The 23,975-nt window shown below is 69.2% G+C and carries 18 protein-coding genes; 9 read left to right on the top strand and 9 right to left on the bottom strand.

The annotated features are described in order from the left end of the window. Positions 1-18: 18 nt before the first annotated feature. The 7 genes from ABD989_RS12065 to ABD989_RS12035 all read right to left on the bottom strand — a co-directional run bounded on the left by ABD989_RS12065 (position 19) and on the right by ABD989_RS12035 (position 9,857). Positions 19-2,700, bottom strand: coding sequence for a multicopper oxidase domain-containing protein (locus ABD989_RS12065; protein ID WP_345313661.1), 2,682 nt, complete (start codon positions 2,698-2,700; stop codon positions 19-21). An 85-nt stretch (positions 2,701-2,785) separates the two neighbouring features. Next, complete coding sequence (locus ABD989_RS12060) at positions 2,786-3,127, bottom strand: hypothetical protein (protein WP_345313660.1); 342 nt, start codon at positions 3,125-3,127, stop codon at positions 2,786-2,788. Between the two features lie 154 nt (positions 3,128-3,281). Beyond that, entirely contained in the window at positions 3,282-5,201 is a 1,920-nt protein-coding gene (locus ABD989_RS12055) for an ABC transporter ATP-binding protein (protein ID WP_345313659.1), read from the bottom strand. Beyond that, positions 5,198-6,931, bottom strand: coding sequence for an ABC transporter ATP-binding protein (locus tag ABD989_RS12050; RefSeq protein WP_345313658.1), 1,734 nt, complete (start codon positions 6,929-6,931; stop codon positions 5,198-5,200). Before ABD989_RS12050 ends, ABD989_RS12055 begins: the two co-directional genes overlap by 4 nt. Before the next feature lie 54 nt (positions 6,932-6,985). After that, positions 6,986-7,783 carry a family 1 encapsulin nanocompartment shell protein gene (locus ABD989_RS12045; protein ID WP_246992913.1) on the bottom strand — a complete coding sequence of 266 codons (798 nt, stop codon included), beginning with the start codon at positions 7,781-7,783 and terminating at the stop codon, positions 6,986-6,988. A 35-nt stretch (positions 7,784-7,818) separates the two neighbouring features. Continuing rightward, a complete protein-coding gene (locus tag ABD989_RS12040; RefSeq protein WP_345313657.1) occupies positions 7,819-8,796 on the bottom strand; it encodes a Dyp-type peroxidase in 978 nt (325 codons plus the stop codon). A gap of 98 nt (positions 8,797-8,894) precedes the next feature. Continuing rightward, the gene (locus ABD989_RS12035; protein WP_345313656.1) at positions 8,895-9,857 is read right to left on the bottom strand and encodes an alpha/beta hydrolase; all 963 of its coding nucleotides are present in this window, start codon (positions 9,855-9,857) and stop codon (positions 8,895-8,897) included. A gap of 214 nt (positions 9,858-10,071) precedes the next feature. Here ABD989_RS12035 and ABD989_RS12030 point away from each other — a divergent pair, with 214 nt between their 5' ends. Then, positions 10,072-11,775 carry an FAD-binding dehydrogenase gene (locus ABD989_RS12030; RefSeq protein WP_345313655.1) on the top strand — a complete coding sequence of 568 codons (1,704 nt, stop codon included), beginning with the start codon at positions 10,072-10,074 and terminating at the stop codon, positions 11,773-11,775. Positions 11,776-11,844: 69 nt separating this feature from the next. Here ABD989_RS12030 and pgfA read toward each other — a convergent pair whose 3' ends face one another. After that, positions 11,845-13,410 (bottom strand): cell envelope lipid trafficking protein PgfA, encoded by a 1,566-nt coding sequence (gene pgfA, locus ABD989_RS12025; RefSeq protein ID WP_345313654.1) that lies wholly within the window; start codon positions 13,408-13,410, stop codon positions 11,845-11,847. A 10-nt stretch (positions 13,411-13,420) separates the two neighbouring features. Beyond that, positions 13,421-14,791: an ABC1 kinase family protein gene (locus tag ABD989_RS12020; RefSeq protein WP_246996852.1), complete on the bottom strand. Its 1,371-nt coding sequence runs from the start codon at positions 14,789-14,791 to the stop codon at positions 13,421-13,423. Between the two features lie 93 nt (positions 14,792-14,884). Between ABD989_RS12020 and ABD989_RS12015 the strand changes: the two genes are divergently transcribed. The 8 genes from ABD989_RS12015 (at position 14,885) to ABD989_RS11980 (ending at position 23,975) form a co-directional block, all read left to right on the top strand. Continuing rightward, positions 14,885-16,489, top strand: coding sequence for an L-aspartate oxidase (locus tag ABD989_RS12015; RefSeq protein WP_246992903.1), 1,605 nt, complete (start codon positions 14,885-14,887; stop codon positions 16,487-16,489). Positions 16,490-16,524: 35 nt separating this feature from the next. Then, positions 16,525-17,451: a hypothetical protein gene (locus ABD989_RS12010; protein WP_246992901.1), complete on the top strand. Its 927-nt coding sequence runs from the start codon at positions 16,525-16,527 to the stop codon at positions 17,449-17,451. 206 nt (positions 17,452-17,657) lie between these two features. After that, on the top strand, positions 17,658-17,948 hold the full coding sequence (locus ABD989_RS12005) for a metal-sensitive transcriptional regulator (RefSeq protein WP_246992891.1): 291 nt from the start codon (positions 17,658-17,660) through the stop codon (positions 17,946-17,948). A gap of 59 nt (positions 17,949-18,007) precedes the next feature. Next, positions 18,008-18,211 (top strand): heavy-metal-associated domain-containing protein, encoded by a 204-nt coding sequence (locus tag ABD989_RS12000; protein ID WP_345313653.1) that lies wholly within the window; start codon positions 18,008-18,010, stop codon positions 18,209-18,211. Next, positions 18,208-18,408 (top strand): hypothetical protein, encoded by a 201-nt coding sequence (locus ABD989_RS11995; RefSeq protein ID WP_246992888.1) that lies wholly within the window; start codon positions 18,208-18,210, stop codon positions 18,406-18,408. The genes ABD989_RS12000 and ABD989_RS11995 overlap by 4 nt, the downstream gene beginning before the upstream one ends. Then, positions 18,395-20,689 (top strand): heavy metal translocating P-type ATPase, encoded by a 2,295-nt coding sequence (locus ABD989_RS11990; RefSeq protein ID WP_345313652.1) that lies wholly within the window; start codon positions 18,395-18,397, stop codon positions 20,687-20,689. Before ABD989_RS11995 ends, ABD989_RS11990 begins: the two co-directional genes overlap by 14 nt. Positions 20,690-20,731: 42 nt before the next feature. Continuing rightward, positions 20,732-22,201: an FAD-binding protein gene (locus ABD989_RS11985; RefSeq protein WP_246992884.1), complete on the top strand. Its 1,470-nt coding sequence runs from the start codon at positions 20,732-20,734 to the stop codon at positions 22,199-22,201. A 241-nt stretch (positions 22,202-22,442) separates the two neighbouring features. Further along, entirely contained in the window at positions 22,443-23,975 is a 1,533-nt protein-coding gene (locus tag ABD989_RS11980) for a Re/Si-specific NAD(P)(+) transhydrogenase subunit alpha (protein WP_246992882.1), read from the top strand.

Below are 23,975 nucleotides of genomic sequence, written 5' to 3'. Positions count from 1 at the left end.
ACTCGCGGGTAGCGGCGATCAGTCGACGATGATCGTGCCCATCGCGCCGCGGTCGCTGTCGAACATGCGGTGGTTGAGGAAGGTGTAGGAGCCGGGCTCGGTGAACGTGAGTTCCACGAAGCCGCCCTGCGCCGGAAGGAGGCCGAGGGCCTGGGAGCCGCCGCCGAGCGGGTCGTCGCGCCGCAGCTGGTAGGTGCCCTCGGAGTAGACGGTGTCGAACAGGCTGCCGATCACGTGGAACGACAGCGGTTCGTTGGGACCGGCGTCGAGCACCCACAGGCGGAGGCGGTCGCCCACCTTGGCCCGCAGCGGGCGGTACACGTACTGGTTCGCGTAGCCGTTGAACATCACCAGGTCGGGCACTCCGGCGGCGACCTTGGCGGCGTCGATCGGTCCGCCGTCGGGCCCGAGGTACCACTCGGACTGGGTGAACAGGTACTCGGCGTCGACCGGGGATAGATCCGGCGGGTCGATCACCACGGCCCCGAACATGCCCGCGGCCAGGTGGACGGGCATGGGCATGGTGGCGCAGTGGTACAGCCAGATGCCGGTGCGCACGGCGGTGAATCGGTACACCAGGCGCTCGCCCGGGTTGATGTCGCGCATGTTGGTGTCCGGCGAGACCATGCCCGCGTGGAAGTCGATCGAATGCGCCATGGTGCCGTTGTTGACCAGGGTGATCTCGAAGACGTCGCCGCGCTTGCCGCGCAGCGTGGGCCCCATCGCCGTGCCGTTGTAGGTCCACAGTGTTTGCCGCACGCCGGGCGCCACCTCGCCGGGGCCCTCGGTCACGGTGAACGTGTACTTGTGGGTGTTCTCGGCGGGTGCGGGTGCCAGCCGTGGATCGCGGGCGACGAAGCCGGGCCCGGGCTCGTCCATCAGGTCGACGGGCGGGGCCGCGCCGGACCCGCCGGACATGTCCATCTGGTGTCCGCCACTGCCACCGGTGTCGGGTGCGTCGCCGGTGGTGCGGATGTGCAGCACCATGCCCTGCTGCCGATGTCCGACGATGGAGCACCAGCCCTCGATCGCCCGACCGACCACGCCCACGTCGATGGTGGCGCTGGCGCCGGGGGCTAGACGACCGGTGCTCTGACCGGTCTCGAGCACGAGGTCGTGCACCTGGTCGGCCTTGTTGGTCACCGTGAGGATCAGGCGGTCGCCGGGCGCCACGGTGATGGTCTCCGGGGTGAAACGCATGCCGACGGCGTCGACCTGCACGGTCTCGGTCTTGCCGGTGGGGGCCACGGAACCGGAGGCGTCGATCACCGCGGCGTCGGAGCCGCCGAGGGCGGTGGCCACCGAGACCACCAGGGCCAGGGCCGCGGCGGCCGCGACCGACTGCAGGCCGCGCTGCGGTCCGGGCTTCGGAGCGGGCGCACTGGGGGCGTCGGCGTCGGAATCGGAGTCGGGGGCGTCGGCCTCGGCGGCTAGCGCGCGACGCACCTGCATGGCGGCGCGGGCGCTGAGGATCATGATCGGCAGGAACAGGATGAACGCGAGCATCACCAACGACGACAGCCCGACCTTGGCCCAACTGCCCAGCGGCAGCAGCCACAGCACCAGGCCACCGTTGATCACCAGCACGCGCCACAGCCACCACCGGTTCATCTCGGCGGCACCCGCCGCGGTCACCGGGCCGCCGCCCATCAGGGTGGGGAGCAGGTGACTCATCACGCCGAGCAGCAGCTGTCCGGCGAATCCCGCCAGGAACCACATGGACAGCAGGCTCAGCCGGGTCACCTCGAACGGTCCGGTCAGCAACACCACGAGGTACGCGACCAGCGACCCCAGCAGCCAGAGCAGCGCCGCCGAGATCGACGCGGACGCATACGAATCGGGCGGATGACGCAGGGCCACCGGAACGAACGGCACGACGATCAGCAGCCACCCGGCCAGGTAGAGGCCCACACCGGCTGCGGCCAGTACCGCCAGGTCGGCGAGCGCGCCCGCGCAGATCACCGCGATCGCGGTGGGCAGCACGACGAGGGCGTAGGGTCGTCGCCGATTCCGCACCTGCGTGGCACCGAGCAGTCGCGGGTACATCACCAGCAGCACGCCCGCGGCCGCCAGCCCCAGGAAACCGAGCACGTTCAACGCCTGGTGGGTCAGCAGGAAACCGGCCTGCTGCGGATCGGCGAAGCCGTAGGCCAGCAGCACGCCGGCGGCCGCGCCGAAGGGCAGGAGGCAGGCCGAGGCGACGAAGAACCACGCGCTGATCGCGTTCTCCGCCGGCCCCTGCCCCTCCGCGTGGCGGTGCCGTTGCGCTTCGACGATGAGCCGGGCCAGAGCCCAGGCGTGCCACGCCACCACCGTGCCGATCAGCACCGCGCCCACCAGGGTCACCGGCCAGAGCACCGCCAGCATGCCGACGATGGTCACCAGCAGCCCGAGGTTGAGCGTGTAGATCCGCAGCAACTGAACCAAGCGACGTTCCGGCGGCAGGTGGTAGCCGAGGAAGCGTTCGGCGAGGGTCTGCGACCACACCAGAATCGAGTTCGCGACCAGCCCGATGGTGAAGACGTGCACGATCAGCCAGCGCGACTCGGGAAGCGCGAAGTGCGTCAGCCCGATGCCGATCAGCACCACCATCCACACGCGCACCGGCATGCCGGCCCGCTGATGCCAACTCCGCGGACGGCGGGTGTCGGGTTTCGCCGAACCCGGTCCGGTCGGGGTCTGCTGTGCGGCGGCGTTCACAAGGCCAATACTACGGAGCCGTAATCCGCTCAATCAGAGGCCATGGGCCCGTCGACGATCGACGTGACTCCGGGGTGCCGGGCGATCAGCGGCACTGGCCGGCGGGGAGGGTGCTCACCGAGTTGCTGGTGTAGCTTGCGCCGCGGGTGATGCCCAGTCGAATGCACCCGCCCTCGCTCACCGCGTCGTCGGCCCCCAACTGGATCATGCGCCCGAAATGCGGATTCAAAAGGACGGTCGGGATGCGCGGGACGTTCGAGAACGCGTCGCCGAGGCCGTGCGCGGCGATGACGGCGGTCTCCGCGCGGGACAGGGTCACCGAGTAGTTATCGGCCGCCGCGGCCGTTCCTGCACCCAACACGCCGGCGGCTGCACCCGCCGCGCACATCGCCACTGCTGCTCCGGCCAGGACCTTCTTGGTACGCATCGTTCGCGTCTCCCCTTCGTTCTCCATAGGTCGCGGCAGGCTTGCCGCGCCGGAACGAGGGTAGGCAGGAAGGTTCGGCCGGCATTGGACGCGAAAGCCCAGTATTGGCCATCGGTGCAGGTAGCAGCGTCGACGAAGAATTCCGGTCCGGAATTTATCCGTCGACGGCGGCGGCGAACTGCGCGTTGTAGAGGTTGAAATACGCCCCACGGGAGCTGAGCAGCTCCTCGTGCGTGCCCTGTTCGACGATGTGACCGTCCTCCATCACCACGATCAGATCCGCGTTCCGGATGGTGGACAGGCGGTGCGCGATCACGAAGCTCGTGCGGTCACTGCTCAGGTTGGCCATCGCCTCGCCGATCAGCAGCTCGGTGCGGGTGTCCACCGAGCTGGTGGCCTCGTCGAGGATCAAGATGGTCGGCTTGGCGAGGAAGGCGCGGGCGATGGTGATCAGCTGGCGTTCGCCGGCGCTCACCCCGCCGCCCTCGTCGTCGAGCACCGTGTCATAGCCGTCGGGCAGCGTGTGCACGAAGTGGTCGACGTGGCTGGCCTTGGCCGCCGCGATCACCTCCTCGCGGCTGGCGCTCGGGTCGCCGTAGGCGATGTTGTCGTAGATGGTGCCGCCGAAGAGCCACGAGTCCTGCAGCACCATGCCGGTGCGCTCGCGCAGATCGTCGCGGGTCATCTGGGCGGCGTCGGCGCCGTCGACCAGAATTCGGCCGGAGTCGACGTCGTAGAACCGCAGGATCAGATTCACCAGCGTGGTCTTGCCCGCGCCGGTGGGTCCGACGATGGCGACCATCTGGCCGGGCCGCGCCTGTAAGGACAGGTTCTCGATCAGCGGGCGATCGGCGCGGTAGCGGAACGACACGTCGTCGAACTCGATGTGGCCGGAATCGGAGCGCGGGGTCACCGGGTCGACCGGGTCCGGCGATTCCTCCGGCTCGTCGAGCACGTCGTAGATGCGTTCGGCCGAGGCCACACCGCTCTGCATGAGGTTGAACATCGAGCCGATCTGCGTGAGCGGCTGCGTGAACTGGCGCGAGTACTGGATGAAGGCCTGCACCTCGCCCAGGCTCAGCTGGCCCGACGCCACGCGCAGGCCGCCGACCACGGCCACCGCGACGTAGTTCAGGTTCCCGAGGAACATGATGGTCGGCATGATGATGCCGGAGATGAACTGGGCCTTCCAGCTCGACTCGTAGAGGGCCTCGTTGTCCCGATCGAAGACCTCCTCCACCGCTTCGCGGCGACCGAAGGCCTTCACCAGCTCGTGCCCGGTGAAGGTCTCCTCCACCTGCGCGTTGAGCTTGCCGGTGGAGCTCCACTGCCGGACGAAGTGCGGCTTGGACCGCTTGGCGATCAGCGCCGTCGCGATCACCGCGAGCGGCACGGTGGCCACTGCGATCAGCGACAGCAGCGGCGAGATGGTCAACATCATCACCAGGATCGCGATCACCATCAGCACCGAGTTCAGCAGCTGGCTGATGGTCTGCTGCAGGCTCTGCGACAGGTTGTCGAGGTCGTTGGTCACGCGGCTGAGGAGGTCGCCGCGCGCCGCCCTGTCGTAGTACGACAGCGGGAGGCGGTGCACCTTGTCCTCGACCCGCGCGCGCAGGGCGGCGATGGTGCCGACCACCACCTGATTGAGCAGGTATGCGGCCAGCCAGCCGAGCAGCGCCGACCCGAGGTACAGCGCCGACACGATGAGCAGCACGCGTCCGACCGCGGAGAAGTCGATGCCCTGACCGGGAGTCAGATTCATCGAACTCACCATGTCGGCGAAGGTGTGGTCGCCGCGGGCGCGCAGCCCGTCGACGGCCTGTTCCTTGGTGATCCCGGCCGGCAGTCGGCCGCCGATCACGCCCTCGAACAGCAGGTTGGTGGCATCGCCGAGGACGCGGGGAGCGAGCGCGGTGAGCGTCACCGACGCCACGATCGAGCCGAGCACCAGGAGCAGACGGCCGCGATAGTCGGAGAGGTTGGCGATCAGCCGCTTCAGCGAGGGGCCGAACGAACGGGCCTTCTCCAACGACGGAGTGGCACCCGGGTGGCCGCCACCGGGCCGCGTCACGACGCCGCTCCGATCGCCAGCTGGGATTCGACGATCTCCGCGTAGGTCGGGCAGGTGAGCAGCAGGTCGTCGTGCGTGCCCAACCCGACCACCGCGCCCTTCTCCAACACCAGGATCTGGTCGGCGCCGATGATGGTGGACATGCGTTGGGCGACGACGATCACCGCGGCGTCCCGGGTGGCCGGGGCCAGGGCGGCGCGCAGCTTCGCGTCGGTCGCGAGGTCGAGCGCGGAGAACGAGTCGTCGAACAGGTAGATGGACGGCCTGCGGATCAGGGCCCGGGCGATCGCGAGGCGCTGACGCTGGCCGCCGGACACCGTGGTGCCGCCCTGCGCGATGTCGGTCTCCAGACCTTCGGGCATGGCCCGCACGAAGTCCTCGGCCTGCGCGATCGCCAGCGCCTCCCACATCTGCTCTTCGGTGGCGTCGGCCTTGCCCTGCCGCAGGTTGTCGGCGACGGTGCCGGAGAACAGGAACGCGCGCTGCGGCACCAGGCCGATGTGCTGGCGCAGGGCATCCGGATCGACGTCGCGGATGTCGGTGCCGCCGACGCGGACCGCGCCGCCGGTCACGTCGATCAGGCGCGGAATCAGATTGATCAGCGTCGACTTGCCGGTGCCGGTGGAGCCGACGACGGCGGTGGTGGTACCCGGCGCGGTGGTGAACGCGACGCCGGAGAACACCGGATCGTCGGCGCCCGGATAGCCGAACTCCACGTCGTCGAACTCGACGACGGCCGGATCGCCGGTGATCGGGGCGGCCACGAGCGGTGCGCGCACCGAACTCTCGGTGTCGAGGACCTCGCAGATGCGGTCGGCGCAGACGCCGGCGCGCGGGGCCATCATGGCCAGGAACGACGCCATCATCACCGCCATCATGATCTGCATGACGTACGTGATCATCGCGGTGAGCGCGCCGATCTCCACGCTGCCGCTGTCGATCTGCTTGCCGCCGAACCACAGCACCGCCACCAGCGTGAGGTTGGTGATCAGCATGACGGCCGGGAACATCAGCGCCATCATCTTGCCGACGCGCAGCGAGGCGTCGGCCAGCGAATCGTTGGCGACGCCGAAGCGGGCGATCTCGTGGCGTTCCCGCACGAAGGCGCGGACCACGCGGATGCCGGTGATCTGCTCGCGCAGCACCCGGTTCACGTCGTCGATCCGCTCCTGCATGGCGCGGAACGCGGGCACCATCCGGGCGATGATCACGCCCATCGTGAGGCCGAGCACCGGCACCGCGACCACCAGAATCCAGGAGATGGAGAACGCGATGGTCATGCCCATCACGATCCCGCCGATCCCCATGATCGGGGCCATCACCAGGATCGAGATGCCCATCACCGCCAGCAACTGCACCTGTTGGACGTCGTTGGTGGTGCGAGTGATGAGCGACGGCGCACCGAACTGCCCCACCTCGCGGGAGGAGAAGTCGTTGATCCGATGCATCAGGTCGTGCCGGATGTCGCGGCCGGTGCCGAGGGCGGCGCGGGCGCCGAAGAACATCGCCGCCACCGAACAGATCACCTGGGCCGCCGAGATCGCCAGCATCCAGCCGCCGATGCGCAGGATGTAGCCGGTGTCGCCCTTGGCGATGCCGTTGTCGATGATGTCGGCGTTCAGCGTCGGGAGATACAGCATGGCGACCGTGGCCACCAATTGCAGGCCGACCACGGCCGCCAACAGTCCCCGGTACTTCGCGAGATAGGAGCGGAGCAGGCGGATCAGCACGCGACCCACCCTACGTGGTGCGCCGCACCCGCGCCGCCGGTGCCGGGGGACCGGTCAGTGCAGCGGGACAGCGGCCTCGGGCGAGTAGGTGAGGTAGGTGAACGACTCGGTGAAGTACAGGTTCACCACGTCGCCGTCGTGCGAGTCGTAGCCGATCGAGACGTCCTGGCCGATGGTCAGCTCGAAGTCGCCGCCGCGGGTGCTGATCAGCACCGCACCGGTGATGGCCGGCGCCCACACGATCTCGCCGTCGGTGAGGATGCGCTGCAGGTGCTGGCGCACCGGGTAGCCGTCGTTCACGGTCTCGTTGACCTCGGCGTACAGGTCGGCGCTGAGTGCCAGCGAGTACGGGCCGTCCACCGAGTTGAGACGCAGGCGGTTCATCGCGGCGCTGATCGCCTCGGGGAAGTCGACGACGTTCTCCGGCAGGTCCAGGGATTCGCCGGAGGCGGCCTCGGTCATGCCGGTGATGCTCGCCGCAGCGAAGCCTTCGAAAATCGCCTTGTCCTCGGTGCGGGCCAGCTCGCTGGCCGCGCGCACCACCGAGTCCCAGTCGGAGTCGGGGGCGCCGCGGTCCACGTTGTCGACCGCTTCGCGGGACACCGTGAAGGGCACCTTGACCTCCACCAGCGGCTGCGAGTGGCGCAGGTACGCCTCGACGCCGTCGGCGGGGGCGTCGATCTTGGCGCGACGACCCAGGGTCACCGCGTCGACGTCGAGTCCGAGCGGGCCCTTGACGTCGACCAGACGACGCCCGGCGCTGTTGCGCTTGAACGAACGGGTGGCTTCTTCTTCGATCTCAGCCCACGCGGCGGACGAGATGGGGGCCAATTCGCGGTGCAGATTGTTCATCGATACTCCTGAATCTTGTGGGGTGGTGCGGGGCGTCAGCTGCGCGGGCGCAGGCTGCCGATACCGAGCGAGCCGCCGGTCGACGGCGCAGGCGGCAGGTCGTCGAGGAAATCGGCGGACGGCGCGAAGAACTGGGCGCCGGTCACCGCGGTGGTGAAGTCGAGTAGTCGGTCGTGATTGCCGGGCGGATCGCCCAGGAACATGTTCTCCAGCATCCGTTCGGTGCTGTCCGGGCTGCTCGAGTAGGCGATGAAGTAGGTGCCGATCGGGCCGTCGCCGCCGATCTGGCCGTACGGCATGTTGTCGCGCACGATCTCGATCTCGTTGCCGTCGGCGTCCTCGATCACGTTGAGCGCGATGTGCGAGTTGCTGGGCTTCACCTCGTCGTCCATCTCGATGTTCTCCACCTTGCTGCGGCCGATCGCGTCCTCCTGGTCGGCGACGGAGAGGGCATCCCAGGCAGCGAGGTCGGTCACGTAGCGCTGGACGGCGACGTAGCTGCCGCCGGCGAACGCGCGGTCCTCGGGGCCGACGGTGATGGCGTCGATCGCGTCCTGGCCCACCGGGTTCTCGGTGCCGTCGACGAAACCGATCACGTCGCGCAGGTCGAAGTACCGGAAGCCGTGGACCTCGTCGGCGGTGCGGACGGCGTCGCCGAGTTGGCGGCTGAACATCTTGCCGACCTCGAAGCACAGGTCCATCTGGTCGGACTTGAGATGCAGCAGCAGATCCGCGGCGGTCGCCGGGGCGGTGTGCGTCTCGCCCTCCAACTGGCGGAACGGATGCAGCGCTGCGGGGCGGGGGCCGGTGAACAGGCGGTCCCAAGCGTCCGAGCCGATGCCGATGATCGACGTCAACGCGGCCTCGGGCTGGCGGGAACCGACCGATCGGGTCAGTCCGGCCAGGCCGGCGAGTGCCTCGCGCACCGTCTCCTCGCCTCCCGGCTCGATGGTGAGCGTCAGGAAGATGGCGTAGCGCGTCTTGCGCGTCAGGATGGTTTGTCCGGTTGTCACGCCTTCCACCCTAGCCGGGGTGCGCGAACGGCGAAGGCCGGGCGATCTGTGATGATCGCCCGGCCTTCGCCGATTGCGTGAGGGTGTCTACCGACGGCTCAGAAGAACGCCGGACGGAACGTCTTGTTCCAGGACTCCTTGAAGCGGTCCTCCCAGTAGTCCCACCAGTGAGCGCCGTCGGGGCTGATGTGGGTGGTCAGGCGCACGCCGGGCACGGTGGCCAGGCGGGCGATGTACAGCTGGCTGCTGGTCGACGCGGCGACCTCCAGCGGAACCATCTGTGCGAACTTGACCGGGTTGAAGCCGCCGTTGCCGGGGGTCAGCGAGCCGTCGTAGCGGCTGCCGACGCCGGTGCCGGACGAGACGTAGACGTGCTTGCCGGCCAGGTTGCCCGCGGTGAGGAACGGATCGTTCGCTCCCCACTCGCCCAGCGGGTAGGTGCCCCACATGTTGGAGGGGTTGCCGCCCATTTCGGCGACCGAAGCCTGAATGCCCTGGGTGAAGCCGGGCATGGTGACAGTCGGGTAGCCCGAGTAGGAGGCCACGGCGTCGTAGAAGCCCGGGTGGCGCGACGCCAGGTTCAGCGCGGCGGTGCCCGACATGGACAGGCCGGCGATACCGTTGCGACGGTTGTCCGACTCGTGCTTGTTCTTCATGTACCGCGGGAGTTCCTGGGTGAGGAAGGTCTCCCACTTGTTCACGCCGAGTGCCGGGTCGCGCTGCTCCCAGTCGGTGTAGAAGCTGCCGCCGCCGCCGAACGGGATGGCGACGTTGACGCCCTTGCCGTTCATGTACCGGGCGACGTTGGTCTCGATGAGCCAGCCGCTGTTGTTGCGGGGGGCGCGCAGACCGTCGAGCAGGTACATGGTCGGCGCGTTCGGCTTGCCGGCGCTGACGATGCAGACCGGGACGCTGCGGTGCATGGCGTTGGAGCGGACCTGCTCCACCGTGCAGCCGGGGGCGGCCTCAGCGGTGGGGGTGGCGATGGCGGCGGCGCCGCCGAGAGCCGTGGCGGTGGCCAGGGCAACGGCGAGCAAGCGCTTACGGGCGCTGGAGAGCATGCAATTTCCTTCACTGCGATCTCGGCCACCAGGGGCGACCTCGGTCGTGGGCCATCACAGAGTACTAGTACCTAGGGCCCGCGTACGAGTTGAAGGGTAACGGACCGATAACGACGACGCAATCGGGTGAGGTCCGGGGGCCTGCGCCTATTGTGTGGAGCAGGCCACACTCGGTGTGTGGCGGGCGGACCGGGTGAATACGGAAGGAACTGCTGTGGGCGGAGAACGACAGGCCGATGCGATCGTCGTCGGGGCGGGGTTGGCCGGGCTGGTGGCCACCTATGAACTGACGCAGGCGGGTAAGAAGGTCGTCGTCGTCGATCAGGAGAATCGGAACAACCTCGGCGGGCAGGCCTTCTGGTCGCTCGGCGGACTCTTCCTGGTGGACAGCCCCGAGCAGCGGCGCCTCGGTATCAAGGACTCGCCCGAGCTGGCGCTGCAGGACTGGATGGGCTCGGCCGGTTTCGACCGCGAGGACGAGGACTTCTGGCCGCGCCAGTGGGCCAGCGCCTACGTCGACTTCGCCGCCACCGAGAAGCGCGACTACCTGCACGGCCTCGGCCTGCGCTTCACGCCGGTGGTGGGCTGGGCCGAGCGTGGCGGCGGGTTCGCCGACGGACACGGCAACTCGGTGCCGCGCTTTCACCTCACCTGGGGTACCGGGCCCGAGGTGGTCCGCGTCTTCCTCGAACCGGTGCTGGAGGCGGAGAAGAAGGGACTCGTGGAGTTCCGCTGCCGCCACCGCGTCGACGAGCTGGTGCTGTCCGGGAACGGCGCGGGGAGCGAGGGGAACGACGGTCCGGGCGATGCCGCGGTGATCGGGGTGCGCGGCGCGCTGCTCGAGGACACCGATGCCGAGCGCGGCGTGGCGAGTTCACGCACCGAGGTGGGGGAGTTCGAGATCCTGGCGCCCGCGGTGATCGTCACCAGCGGCGGCATCGGCCACAACCACGACATGGTGCGGGAGAACTGGCCCGTCGAACGTCTCGGCCCGGTGCCCGAGCACATGATCGCCGGCGTGCCCGCCTATGTCGACGGACGCATGCTGCGGATCACCGAGGCGGCCGGTGCCAATCTGGTGAACCGCGACCGGATGTGGCACTACACCGAAGGCATCCACAGCTGGGATCCGATCTGGCCCGACCACGCGATCCGCATCATCCCGGGACCGTCGTCGCTGTGGCTGGACGCGAACGGCAACCGGCTGCCCGCACCGAACTTCCCGGGCTTCGACACCAACTCCACCATGAAGGCGATCCTGGACACCGGCTACGACTACTCGTGGTTCGTGCTGACCGGCGACATCATCGCCAAGGAGTTCGCGCTGTCGGGCTCGGAGCAGAATCCGGATATCACCGGGAAGTCGTTGAAGACCGCGGCCAAGGCGCGGCTGGCCAAGGGCGCGCCGGATCCGGTCAAGGCGTTCATGGACCACGGCATCGACTTCGTGGTCCGCGACAACCTGCCCGACCTGGTCGCCGGGATGAACGAGATCGGCCGCGGCGGACACATCGATCTGCAGAGTCTGGAGCGCACGCTGTCGGCCCGCGACACCCAGGTGGAGAACGGCTACGCCAAGGATGCGCAGATCATGGCGATGCACAATGCGCGAAACTACCTGGGCGACAAGGTGGTTCGCGTAGCGAAGCCGCACCGCATGCTCGACCCCGAGCACGGCCCGCTCATCGCCGTCCGACTGAACATCCTGACCCGCAAGACGCTCGGCGGACTCGAGACCAACCTCGACGCCCAGGTGATGCGGCCCGACGGCAGCGGGTTCGACGGCCTGTACGCGGCCGGTGAGGTGGCCGGCTTCGGCGGCGGCGGCGTGCACGGCTACAACGCGCTGGAAGGCACCTTCCTCGGCGGCTGCATCTTCTCCGGTCGTGCGGCGGGCCGGGCGGTCGCTCGACTCTGAGCATTCCCCGGTCCTGACGACGAGGCCCTGTCCGCTGTGTGCGGACAGGGCCTCGGGTCGTTCTGGAGCTCAGGGGGCGGGAGGAGCGGTGCGGGGAGGATCCTCCGGCGGCACCGGGATGTCGGCGATCGGGTTGCCCTCGATGGGGGCGAAGTCGTCGACCGGGGCGCCCGGCAGCGGCGGCAGGTCCAGATCCGGGATCGGCCGGAACGAGACGGTGTCGGCCATCGCGTCGATCGGCCGGCCCCAGTAGTCGGGATCGTCGACTGCCGGTGTGTCGGGGAGGGCCGTGGTCGGCGGGTCGTTCGGGATCACCTCGGTCGCCGCGGCCGCGGCCGGAGCTGCGATCACCGCCGTGTGCGCCCCCGCGGAGCGCCCGTCGAAGTCGTAGCCGGGCAGGTCGCCGGCTGCGGGGCCGTCGTCGAGGGGACCGTCGTTCGGGTCGTCCCCGTCGCCGTGCTCCCCGTTGCCGTCGCCCCCGTCGTCGGACGGATCGCCGTCCTTGCGGCCGCGGAACACCAGCAGGCCCCACACGGCGAGCATCAGGGCGCCGAGCACGCCCAGGATGATCGGTACGTAGGTGCCGCCCCACTTGAGCAGGTTCACGTACTTGTCGGCCCGCTGGACCTGTTCGGTGACGGTGGCCTCGGACCACTGGAAGTTGGCGTTGAGGGCGTCCATCCGGAAGTCGCGGATGGCGGCCGGGACGTTCTCGCTGTCGTCGACCGACCGGAAGTACTGGTGCTGCTCCTCGTAACCGTCGACGATGGTGCCGGTCACCGGCTCCACGTAGACGTGCCGTTCGGCGGTGGCGAAACGGTGCATGTTGATCATCCGGCTGGAGCGGATGCCGCGGCCGGAGATGCCCCACCATTTGGCGGGCATGTTCAGAATGGTGCCGAGCGGCGCCTCACCCTGCGGGTTCGGCAGATCCGATAGGTCGGTCTCGGGCACCTCGGTCTTGAAGTGGTACACCTTCAGGCCCTGGATCGTCTTCTCCTCGACGAAGCTGGCGACGGTGTCCTGGCGCGTGTTCAGGTCGTAGTAGTAATAGTCCTGCTTCTGCACGTCGAAGCCGAACTTGTACTGGAAGCCCTTGCGGTCCTCGAGCTGCACCGAGACGTCTTCGAGCGGCACGCCCTCGGTGTCGGCCTCCAACTGCAGCGAGCTCACCACGCCGTTGGGCGCAGAAGTCTTGCGGTTCACCGAGACTCGGTCGATGTTGGCGGTCAGCAGACCGTCCGAGCATTTCCGCTCTTCGTCGGCCGGGGCCACGGTCGGCACGGTCTCCTTGCCGTCGCGCCCCTCCACCCGGTCGATGAGCACCGTCTGCGCGGACTGCAGGGTCGCCTGATCGGCGTTCGACGGCTCGACGATGATCGAACGACGCTGCTGAACGAGGTTGACGTTCAGCAGCGCGGCCTTGGACTTGGTGACCGAGCAGCGGTCGAAGATGACCGCCGGGAAGCGGCTGGCGGACTCGCCCGGCGCCGAAACGGTGCCGGCGTCGGAGGTGATGTCCAGGTCCAGCGGCACCACTTTGAGCTGGCCGACCAGATAGGTCGGGATGGTGATCGCGGCGGCGATGCAGGCCAGGCCGAGGAAGGCCAGCAGGGCCATCGCGACTCGTCTCATGAGTAACAGCCTAGGCGTTTGGGCGCTCTGCGCGGCGATCCCGCTCGGCTTCCTTCATGATCGAGGCCATGTATCCGTAGATCTCGCGGTCGGAGATCGCCTTCCAGCGCGGCGCCAGGAGCTTCATGTACTTCTCCACGTAGAGAAGCTGTTTGCCGACGAGGACCAGTTCACGGGGGAGCCGGGCGTCGTGCGCCTTGGCCACCGCGGCGAGCTGTCGACCGAGGTCGGTGTAGCTCATCGACCCCAGTTCGGTGGTCGACAGCGGCGCGGCCACCTTCTTGAGATCTTCGCCGCCCTTGGTGGTGGAGCCCGGTCGGTGCACGGCGCCGAGGAGGAAGATGGCGCGCCCGGCCGAGTCGTAGTCCTGCTTCACGATCAGGTCCACCACCAGCTGACGCAGGATGCGGCGGGTGCGCGCGTTGAAGCGTCCAACGATGCCGAAGTCGAGCAGCACCAGCTTGCCCTCGTCGTCGACGAGGACGTTGCCCGCGTGCAGGTCGCCGTGGAAGAGGCCGCCGTGGAAGGCCGAATCCAGTAGGGACAGAAGAAGATTGCGGCAGAGTGCCTCGCCGTCGTGGCCGGCGGCGCGGACCGCGGCGGCGTCGTCGATCCGGGTCGCGTAGATCCGTTCCATCGTCATCACGCGCGCGGTGGTCAGTTCCGTATAGACCTTGGGGACGCGCACGCGGGAGCCGAACTGGCCGGGCTGCAGGCAGTCGAACCACTCGGTCATGGTGGCGGCTTCGTTGCGGAAGTCGAGCTCGGCGTCGAGGCCGTCGGCGAAGTCCTCCACCACGTGCCGCGCGCTGAGCATGCGGCCGTACTCGGAGAACTCGACGAGGCCGGCGAGGCGTTCGAGGATCGCGACGTCGGGGGCGAGGCGGTCGGCGATGCCCGGGCGCTGCACCTTGACCACCACTTCTTCGCCGGTGTGCAGGGTGGCGGTGTGCACCTGCGCGATGGAGGCGGAAGCGATCGGCTCGTCGTCGAACGTCGCGAAGACCACCTCGGCGGGTCGGCCCAGCTCCGCTTCGACGATGCGGTGCACCTCGGCGGTCGGTGCGGGGCGGACCTGGTCGAGCAGCGATTCGAACTCGTTCGACAGTGCCGGACTGAACACGCCGGGGCTGGAAGCGATCAGCTGGCCGAGCTTCACGTACGTCGGTCCGAGGTGCTCGAAGGTGGTGCGGAGTTCGCGGGCCACGTTCGCCGGGCCGGGGAGTTCACCGCGCGTCAGGCTGGTCGCCGAGCTCAGCAGCAGTCGGCCGACGCCGGCGGCGGCGTGGGCGGCGGTGGAGGTGAACCGGGTCACCTCGGTGGCGGTCGACACCGCGGGCAGCTGTTTCCGGACGAGGCCGTCAGCAGGCGTTTGGGTCATCACGGTTCCGGAGTCTAGTCGCAGGTACGCTGAACCCTAGTTTTCGATTGTGGGTCGATAACTGGTGTGTAGCAGCGGAAGGCAGGTGACGCGATGAACGAGGAAACCCGGGCTGACCTGGTGGTGGTCGGTGCAGGAGTGGCCGGATTGACCGCGGCGCTGTCCGCCGCCGAATCGGGACTAAAGGTGGTGGTCCTGAACAAGGGGCGGCACTGGCGTCCCGAGGACGCCGACCAGTCGACCTCGACCTTCTACGCCCAGGGCGGCATCGCGGTGGTGCTGCCCGACAACGACGAGGACAGTCCGGAGCTGCACGTGGCCGACACGCTCGCGGCCGGGGCGGGGCTCACCGAGCAGGCGCCGACCGCCGAGATCGTCGGCGCGGGCTGGGCGTCGATCCGCCGGTTGATCGGGTGGGGCGCGCAGTTCGACACGGGCGCCGACGGGCGATTCCTGCGGACCCGCGAGGGCGGCCACTCGGTGCGCCGCATCATCCACGCGGGCGGCGACGCGACCGGCGCGCAGGTGCAGGCGGCGCTCGGCGCGGCCGTGGTGCAGTCGCCGGTGCAGGTGTTCGACGAGGCCCGCGCGGTGGAGGTGTTGACCGGAGCGTCGGGCCGGACCGCCGGGGTGCGCTACCGCACCGACGACGGGGACGGCGTGGTGTGGGCGCCGACCGTGCTGCTCGCGACCGGCGGCGTGGGGCATCTGTACGCGGCCACCACCAACCCGGCCGGGGCCACCGGCGACGGTCTCGCGTTGGCGCTCCGGGCGGGCGCGGCGGTCGCCGACCTGGAGTTCGTCCAGTTCCACCCGACGATGCTCTACGTGCCGGGGGCGCGGGGGCGGCGCACGCTGGTCAGCGAGGCGCTGCGCGGTGAGGGCGGCCGGCTGGTCGACGCCGAGGGGAACTCGGTGACCGCGGGCGTGCACCCGATGGGCGATCTGGCGCCCCGCGACGTCGTGGCGCGGGCGGTCACCGCGGCGATGGCGCGCACCGGCGCTCCGTGCGTGTACCTGGACACCACGCCGATCGACGATCTGGCGCGTCGCTTCCCGACGGTGATGGCCGGCGTGGCGTCCGCGGGCGTGTCGCCGGTCGACGGGCTGCTGCCGGTGGTGCCCGGCGCGCACTACCTGTGCGGCGGCGTCGCGACGGACGTGTACGGACGCACCCGCGTACCGGGTCTGCTGGCGGCCGGCGAGGTGGCGCGCACCGGTTTGCACGGCGCCAACCGGCTGGCCTCCAACAGCCTCCTGGAGGGGTTGGTGATGGGGCGACGGGCCGCCGAGGTCGCGGTGTCCCGGCGCACGGAACCTGCCGAAGCGGCGTCCACGCAGGTGGCCGACGAGCTGCCCGCCGCCGACCGGAAGTCGTTGCAGGACAAGATGTCCGGAGCGGTGGCACTGCTCCGCGATGCCTCCGGACTGGCCGCGGTCGCGGACTTCCTGGACGCGGCGCCGCGGCGTGATCAGCAGTCGCGTGCGGGCACCGAGGACGCCGCCTTGACGCTCACCGCACGGGCCGTGGTGGCGGCCGCCGCCGCGCGGGAGGAGTCGCGCGGATGTCACTACCGGGCCGACCATCCGGACCCGGCCGCCGCGTCGTCGTCTCGGACGTTCCTGCTCCGCGAGGGGGAATTGGTGGTTGACTCGGCGTTTGCGGGGTCCTGGCGTGATGTAGGTGCAGGTTCGTAGACTACTTGCGAGTACTCGAGAGAAGGTGGCCGTCGATGGCGCAAGACCGTTGCTGGTCATCGATCGTGACTGCACCCGCCGATAGGGCGGCACTTCGTCTCGATAAAGCCGCCGCCTGGCCGCTCGCGTGCGAGCTCCCCAAGGGGCACGGCGGACCGCACGCCAGCGACGGCGGACGCGGCGGGGCGGGCCGTCGCCGGTGGATGCTGTGGGACGATTTCGCGCGCACGCCGCGCGCTGCGCGCGATCTCGACGCCTGCCGAGGCCGATCCATCGACAATGCGGCGTGTCGCCTGTTCGACGGCCACGGCGGTGCCCACGTTTTCCCCGCGCCGCGTTCGGCGCCTGCTCGACCGATCCACCAGGGGGCGGAGATGGCCAAACAGTCGAAGAAGCCCAAGCCCAAGGCCGCGCCGAGCGTGCCCGCGGCGCCGAAGCCGCGCCCCGTCGTCGAACCTCCGGCGCCCGCGCCGGTGCCGCCGACCGCTGCGGCGCCTCGGCCCCCGGTTGAGCCGGTCAAGCCTGCTGTCGTGCCGCCGAAACCTGTTGCGGAGCCGGTCGAGCCGGCCGCCGAAAAGGTCGAGCCCGTCGCTGATCCGGTGGCACCGGCGGCGGAGCCGGTCGCCGAGCGGCCTGCGGAGCGGGTCTCGATGATCACGATCAACGAGTACAACGACCTGACCCGGACCTCGCTGATCGAGGTGATCCAACCCGACGGCACTGCTCGCACGGTGATCGCGCCGGTCAGCGCCGTTCCGGCGGCCGGTCGGACTCGGCACTCCGCCACCACGACGACGATCGAGGGCTCGCTCTCGGACTTGGAGGCGGCGACCGCCGAGGCCGCCGTCGCCGCGGCGGCGCTGCCGGAGGGCGAAGGCCTGGTACGACAGCAGGTCAGCGAGGCCCTGCGCGAGATGGCGCAGGCGCTGTCCAAGCTGGCCGAGAGCCTCGACCCCCGCTGACAGCCGGCCCCATTGGGCGGCGACCCGCCCCAAAAGGCGTCACTCGTGCGTAGAGGCGGCACCCGGGGTTGCCGCCCCTGTTCCCGGCTGCCGCCGTTGTTGCGGAGGGCCGCCTCAACGTCGGACTAATACCCCTACTGGGTAGGGGTTGACACCGGGGATCGGCAGTCGCATACTGCTAGGGGGTAGAGGCAAGGAGGTCGCAGATGAGCGACGGTCACGGGTACATCGCCGACAAGGCGGCCTACGTTCGACGGCTCAAGCTGATCGAGGGTCAGGCCCGCGGCCTGCAGCGCATGGTGGACGACGAGGTCTACTGCATCGACATCCTCACGCAGGTCACCGCGATGAAGCGGGCCCTGGAGTCGGTGAGTCTGGAACTGCTGCGCGACCACATGGGGCACTGCGTGGTCGACGCCGCCCGCGAGAGCGACGACGCCGCGGCCGCCAAGATCGACGAGGCCATGAAGGCCATCACCCGCCTGGTCAAGAGCTGACCGCTCCCCGCGGGCGGCACACGAAGTCGAAGAGAACAGCACGGAGAAGAGGAATCGCCATGAGCGTCAAGAACATCACCGTCACCGGCATGACCTGCAACCACTGCGCGATGTCCGTGCGCGAGGAGATCGAAGAACTCGCCGGCGTCACCGACGTGCAGGTGGATGTGGAGTCCGGTCGCGTGCAGATCACCAGCGACGCCGACCTCGACGACGCAGCGGTCACCGCGGCCGTCGTCGAAGCCGGTTACCAACTCGCATGACCTCGCCGGTGGCGCGGATCGGCGCCTTCGTGGCCGGACTGCTCGCCGTCTTCGGCATCGCCTTCGGCGTCGGCGTCGCAGTCGGTCCGTGGGACGTCGACACCGCGCCCTCGCACTCCACGCACCAGCAGGAATCTCCTCAACAGGGTTCTCCCCAGCAACACGTAACGACGGAAGTGCCTCATGACGGCCACTGATATCGCCGCGCTCACCAGCGGCACCACCGCGCGCGAGATCGACCTCGAGCTCACCGGCATGACCTGCGCCTCGTGCGCCAACCGCATCGAGCGCAAACTGAACAAGCTGCCCGGCGTCAGCGCCGTGGTGAACTACGCGACCGAACAGGCGCACGTCGAGTTCCCCGACTCGGTGACGCTCGACGACCTGGTCGGCACCGTCCAGTCCGCCGGATACGACGCGGCGCCGGTGCCCGAGCCGTCGGCCGCCCCGACCGTCGACGACGGCAGCGGCGACGTGCCGCAGACCCGCGCGCAGCGCGAGGTGGCCGAACTCCGTCAGCGCCTGCTGATCTCCGCCGTGCTGACCATCCCGGTCATCGCGGTCGCGATGATCCCGGCCTGGCAGTTCACCAACTGGCAGTGGTTCTCGCTGACCCTGGCCGCGCCGGTCGTGGTCTGGGGCGCGTGGCCGTTCCACAAGGCCGCCTGGATCAATCTCCGCCACGGCGCCGCGACCATGGACACCCTGGTGTCGGTGGGCGTCACGGCGGCCTTCGGCTGGTCGCTCTACGCGCTCTTCTGGGGCACCGCGGGCACGCCGGGCCTCCGGCACGGCTTCACCTTCCTCGCCTCGCGCGGCGACGGAGCGTCGCACATCTATCTGGAGGCCGCCGCGGGCGTCACCACCTTCCTGCTGGCCGGCCGCTACTTCGAGAAGCGGTCCAAGCTGCAGGCCGGCGACGCCCTGCGCGCGCTCGCCGAGGTCGGCGCCAAGGACGTGACCGTGCTGGTCGACGGCCGGGAGAAGACCATCCCGATCACCGAACTCGCGGTGGGCCAGCAGTTCGTGGTCCGCCCGGGCGAGAAGATCGCCACCGACGGCGTGATCGTCGACGGCGCCTCCGCGGTGGATCAGGCGATCATCACCGGCGAATCCGTGCCGGTTCAGGTGCAGGCCGGCGACACGGTGATCGGCGGCACCGTCAACGCCGACGGTCGCCTGGTGGTCACCGCCAGTGCGGTCGGCGCGGACACGGCGCTGGCCCAGATCTCCAAGCTCGTCGCCGACGCGCAGACCGGCAAGGCGCCGGTGCAGCGTCTGGCCGACCGGGTGTCCGGCGTCTTCGTGCCGATCGTCATCGCGATCGCCGTCGGAGTCCTCGGCTTCTGGCTCGGCGTGGGCGGCGGCACCGTGCTCGCGTTCACCGCCGCGGTCGCGGTCCTGGTGATCGCCTGCCCCTGCGCGCTGGGTCTGGCGACCCCGACCGCGCTGATGGTCGGCACCGGCCGCGGCGCCAAGCTCGGCATCCTGCTCAAGGGGCCGGAGGTCCTCGAGTCCACCCGCCAGGTGGACACCATCTTCCTGGACAAGACCGGCACCGTCACCACCGGTGTGATGGCCGTGCGGGACGTGCACCCCGCCGACGGCGTGAGCGCCGACGAGCTGCTGGCGCTGGCCGCCGCGGTGGAAGCCGGATCGGAGCACCCGATCGGGCGGGCCATCGTCACGCACGCGACCGAGCGCGGTCTGACCGTGCCGAGCGCGGCGGACTTCACCAACCTGGCCGGCGCCGGTGTGATCGCCGTGATCGACGGCGCGTCGGTCGCGGTCCGCGGTCCGCGCGACGTCTCCGTGGCGCTGCCCGAGGCGCTGTCCGGGCAGATCGCCGCGGCGCAGGCCGAGGGCGGCACCCCGGTGATCGTCACCCGGGGACAGCACGACGACGAGTCGGTCCTCGGCGTGGTGGTCGTCGCCGACGAGGTGAAGCCGACGTCGGCGGCCGCCATCGCCCAACTGAAGAAGATGGGGCTGACGCCGGTGCTGCTGACCGGCGACAACCGCGGCGCCGCCGAGCACATCGCCCGGCAGGTCGGTATCGATCAGGTGATCGCGGACGTGACTCCGGACGGGAAGATCGCGGCGATCGCGGCCAAGCAGGCCGAAGGCCACGTGGTGGCGATGGTCGGCGACGGCGTGAACGACGCGGCGGCGTTAGCCGGCGCGGACCTGGGGCTCGCGATGGGTACCGGTACCGATGTGGCCATCGAGGCCAGCGATCTGACGCTGGTGCGCGGTGACCTGTGGTCGGTGGCCGACGCCATCGCACTCTCCCGCCGGACGCTCCGCACCATCAAGGCCAACCTGTTCTGGGCGTTCGCCTACAACGTCGCGGCCATCCCGCTCGCGGCGGCCGGGCTGCTCAATCCGATGATGGCGGGCGCCGCGATGGCGCTGTCGTCGGTGTTCGTCGTCGCCAACAGCCTGCGCCTTCGGGGCTTCCGTCCGGTGGCTCGGTAGAACAGGTTCTCGTCCCGCTAGAACATGTTCTAGTCTGGGCGCATGAGCGGATTGGACCTTCCCGAGAACATCAACATCGACGACGTCCCGGAGTTCGGCGAAAGCGTCGACGTCCTGGTGCTCGGCGCGGGCATGGGCGGGTGCTGTGCGGCACTCGAGGCCGCCCGCGCCGGCGCGTCGGTGTTGGTACTGGAGCGTTCGGCGGCGGCCGGCGCCACCAGCTGCATGGCCGGCGGACATTTCTATCTCGGCGGCGGCACCGCGGTGCAGGAGGCCACTGGCCACACCGACAGCCCCGAGGAGATGGCCAAGTACCTGACTGCGGTCTCGCCGGATCCGGAGCCGGAGAAGATCACCGCGTACTGCGAGGACAGCGTCGAGCACTTCAACTGGCTCGAGGCCCTCGGCTTCGAGTTCGAGCGCACCTTCTTCCCCAACAAGGCCGTGATCCAGCCGCAGACCCAGGGTCTGATGTTCACCGGCAATGAGAAGGTGTGGCCGTACTACGAGAAGGCCGTGCCTGCACCGCGCGGACACAAGGTGCCCGTGCCCGGCGACACCGGCGGCGCGGGCATGGTGATCGGGCTGCTCGTGGAGCGCCTGGCCGACGAGAACGTCGAGATCCGCTACGAGACCGGCGGGCGTCGCCTCGTCGTCGAAGAAGGTCCGGACGGGCAGTCGCGCGTGGTGGGCGTCTACTGGAAGAACACCGACGGCGCCGAGGGCTACATCCGCGCCAAGTCCGTGGTGATCGCCGCGGGCGGCTTCGTGATGAACCCCGACATGGTGGCCGAGTACGTGCCGCAGCTCGCGCAGAAGCCGTTCACCCTCGGCAGCACCTACGACGACGGTCTGGGCCTCCGCATGGGTGCGTCCGTCGGCGCCGAGCTCAAGCACATGGGCGAGGCGTTCATCACCGCGCCGGTGTACCCGCCGTCGATCCTGCTGACCGGACTGGTGGTCAACGCCGAGGGCAGGCGCTTCGTCACCGAAGACTCCTATCACTCGCGCACGTCCGGCTTCGTGATGGATCAGCCGGGGGCCAAGGCCTTCCTGATCGTCGACGAGGCCCACATGGAGCGGCCCGATTTCCCGCTCGCGCCGTTCATCGACGGCTGGGAGACCATCGACGAGATGGCCGACGGTCTGGGCATCGACCGCGAGGTCCTGAACGCCACCATGTCGCGCTACAACGAGTATGCCGCGCGCGGCGAGGATCCGGACTTCCACAAGACCGCCGAGTTCCTCGCCCCGCAGGACACCGGTCCATGGGCCGCGTTCGACATGTCCCTGGGCAAGGCGCTGTACGCCGGCTTCACCATGGGCGGCATGGCCACCACCGTCGACGGCCAGGTGCGTCGCGAGGACGGCTCCGTCATCGACGGTCTGTATGCCGCCGGTGCGTGCGCCGCGAACATCGCGCAAGACAGCAAGGGCTACGCCAGCGGTACCCAGCTCGGAGAAGGTTCCTATTTCGGGCGTCGTGCAGGACGGCACGCTGCCGCTCAGTGACCTAGGTAACGCGGCGAAGAGGCCGCGGGTGGCGCATGTTATCTTTTTGCCACGTTTTTAACAGCGGGTTCCAAGCCTCACCAGGCGACCCGTGACCTGACGTGTCCAGTCGGCAGCTGCACGACCAACCCTTCCCGGTAGCTGCGTCAGGGGCTGGTGGCGTTCCCGGTCTGGGAGGTCACTGAAATTTAGGTGTACAGGATTTAGGTGTACAGAACATGAGTGTGGGAGAGGCAGTTACATGCTGATCGGTATCCCCCGGGAAACGAAGGCGGGCGAGACTCTCGTCGCGGCGACGGCCAAGACCGTCGCCCAGCTGCAGCAACTCGGGTACGACGTAATCGTCGAAGCCGGTGCGGGCACCCTCGCCGAACAGCCGGATGCGGCGTTCGCCGAGGCGGGCACGCGCGTCGGTTCGGTCGACGAGGTGTGGGCGGCAGACGTCGTCGTGAAGGTGAATGCACCGACCGACGCCGAGATCGCTCGGATGCGCCGCGGCGCCGTCCTGATTTCGATGATGGCGCCTGCGCGCGATCCGGAACTGGTGCAGAAGCTGACCGACGCCGGGATCACGGCGCTGGCCATGGACGCGGTGCCGCGTATTTCGCGCGCCCAGTCGATGGATGTGCTGAGTTCCATGGCCAACGTCGCGGGCTACCGCGCCGTGGTCGAGGCGGCCCACGAGTTCGGTCGTATGTTCACCGGACAGGTCACCGCTGCGGGCAAGATCCCGCCGGCCCGCGTCTTCGTGGTCGGCGCCGGTGTGGCCGGTCTGGCCGCGATCGGCGCCGCGTCGGCGATGGGTGCGGTGGTCCGTGCCTTCGACGTGCGGCCCGAGGTGGCCGAGCAGGTCGAGTCGATGGGCGCCGAGTTCGTCCACGTCGACTTCGAAGCGGAGAAGTCTGAGGACGGCTACGCCAAGGAGATGACCGCCGAGCAGGAAGCGGCGACCGCGTCGATGTACGACGAGGAGGCCCGCGCGGCCGACATCGTCATCACCACCGCGCTGATCCCCGGCCGCCCGGCACCGAAGCTGCTGAGCGCGGACACCGTCGCCGGTATGCGCAACGGTTCGGTGATCGTCGACATGGCGGCCGCCAACGGCGGTAATGCCACCGGCACCGTCACCGGCGACAAGGTGGTGACCGCCAACGGCGTCACCATCCTCGGCTACACGGATCTGGCCGGCCGCCTGGCCGCGCAGACCTCGCAGCTGTACGGCACCAACATCGTGAACCTGCTGAAGCTGCTCACCCCGGGCAAGGACGGCGAGCTGACGCTCGACATGGACGACGTGGTGCAGCGCGGAATCACCGTGGCGCGCAACGGCGAAGGCATGTGGCCGCCGCCCCCGGTGCAGGTCTCGGCCGCACCCAAGGCCGCCGCGGCGGCACCCGTCGAGGTGGCTCCGCCCAAGGAGCCGATGTCGGCGGGCAAGAAGGTCGGTCTGGTGCTGCTCGGCATTGTGGCCTTCTTCTTGGTCAACGCCTTCGCCCCGGGTGACATCCCGCAGCACTTCACCGTGCTGATGCTGGCGATCGTGATCGGCTACTACGTGATCGGCAACGTGGCGCATGCCCTGCATACGCCGCTGATGTCGGTGACGAACGCCATCTCCGGCGTCGTGGTGGTCGGTGCGATTCTGCAGTTGGCCACCACCAATGTGACCGTTCTGGTGCTGTCGACCATCGCGATCCTGGTCGCGTCCATCAACGTCTTTGGTGGCTTCGCGGTTACCCGTCGCATGTTGGCGATGTTCAGCAAGGGGGCCTGA

It is taken from the genome of Gordonia alkaliphila (genome assembly GCF_039542465.1).
GTDB lineage: Bacteria > Actinomycetota > Actinomycetes > Mycobacteriales > Mycobacteriaceae > Gordonia > Gordonia alkaliphila.
The sequence above is the reverse complement of the archived record's forward strand: the minus strand, read 5'-3'. Positions and strand labels throughout refer to the sequence as shown.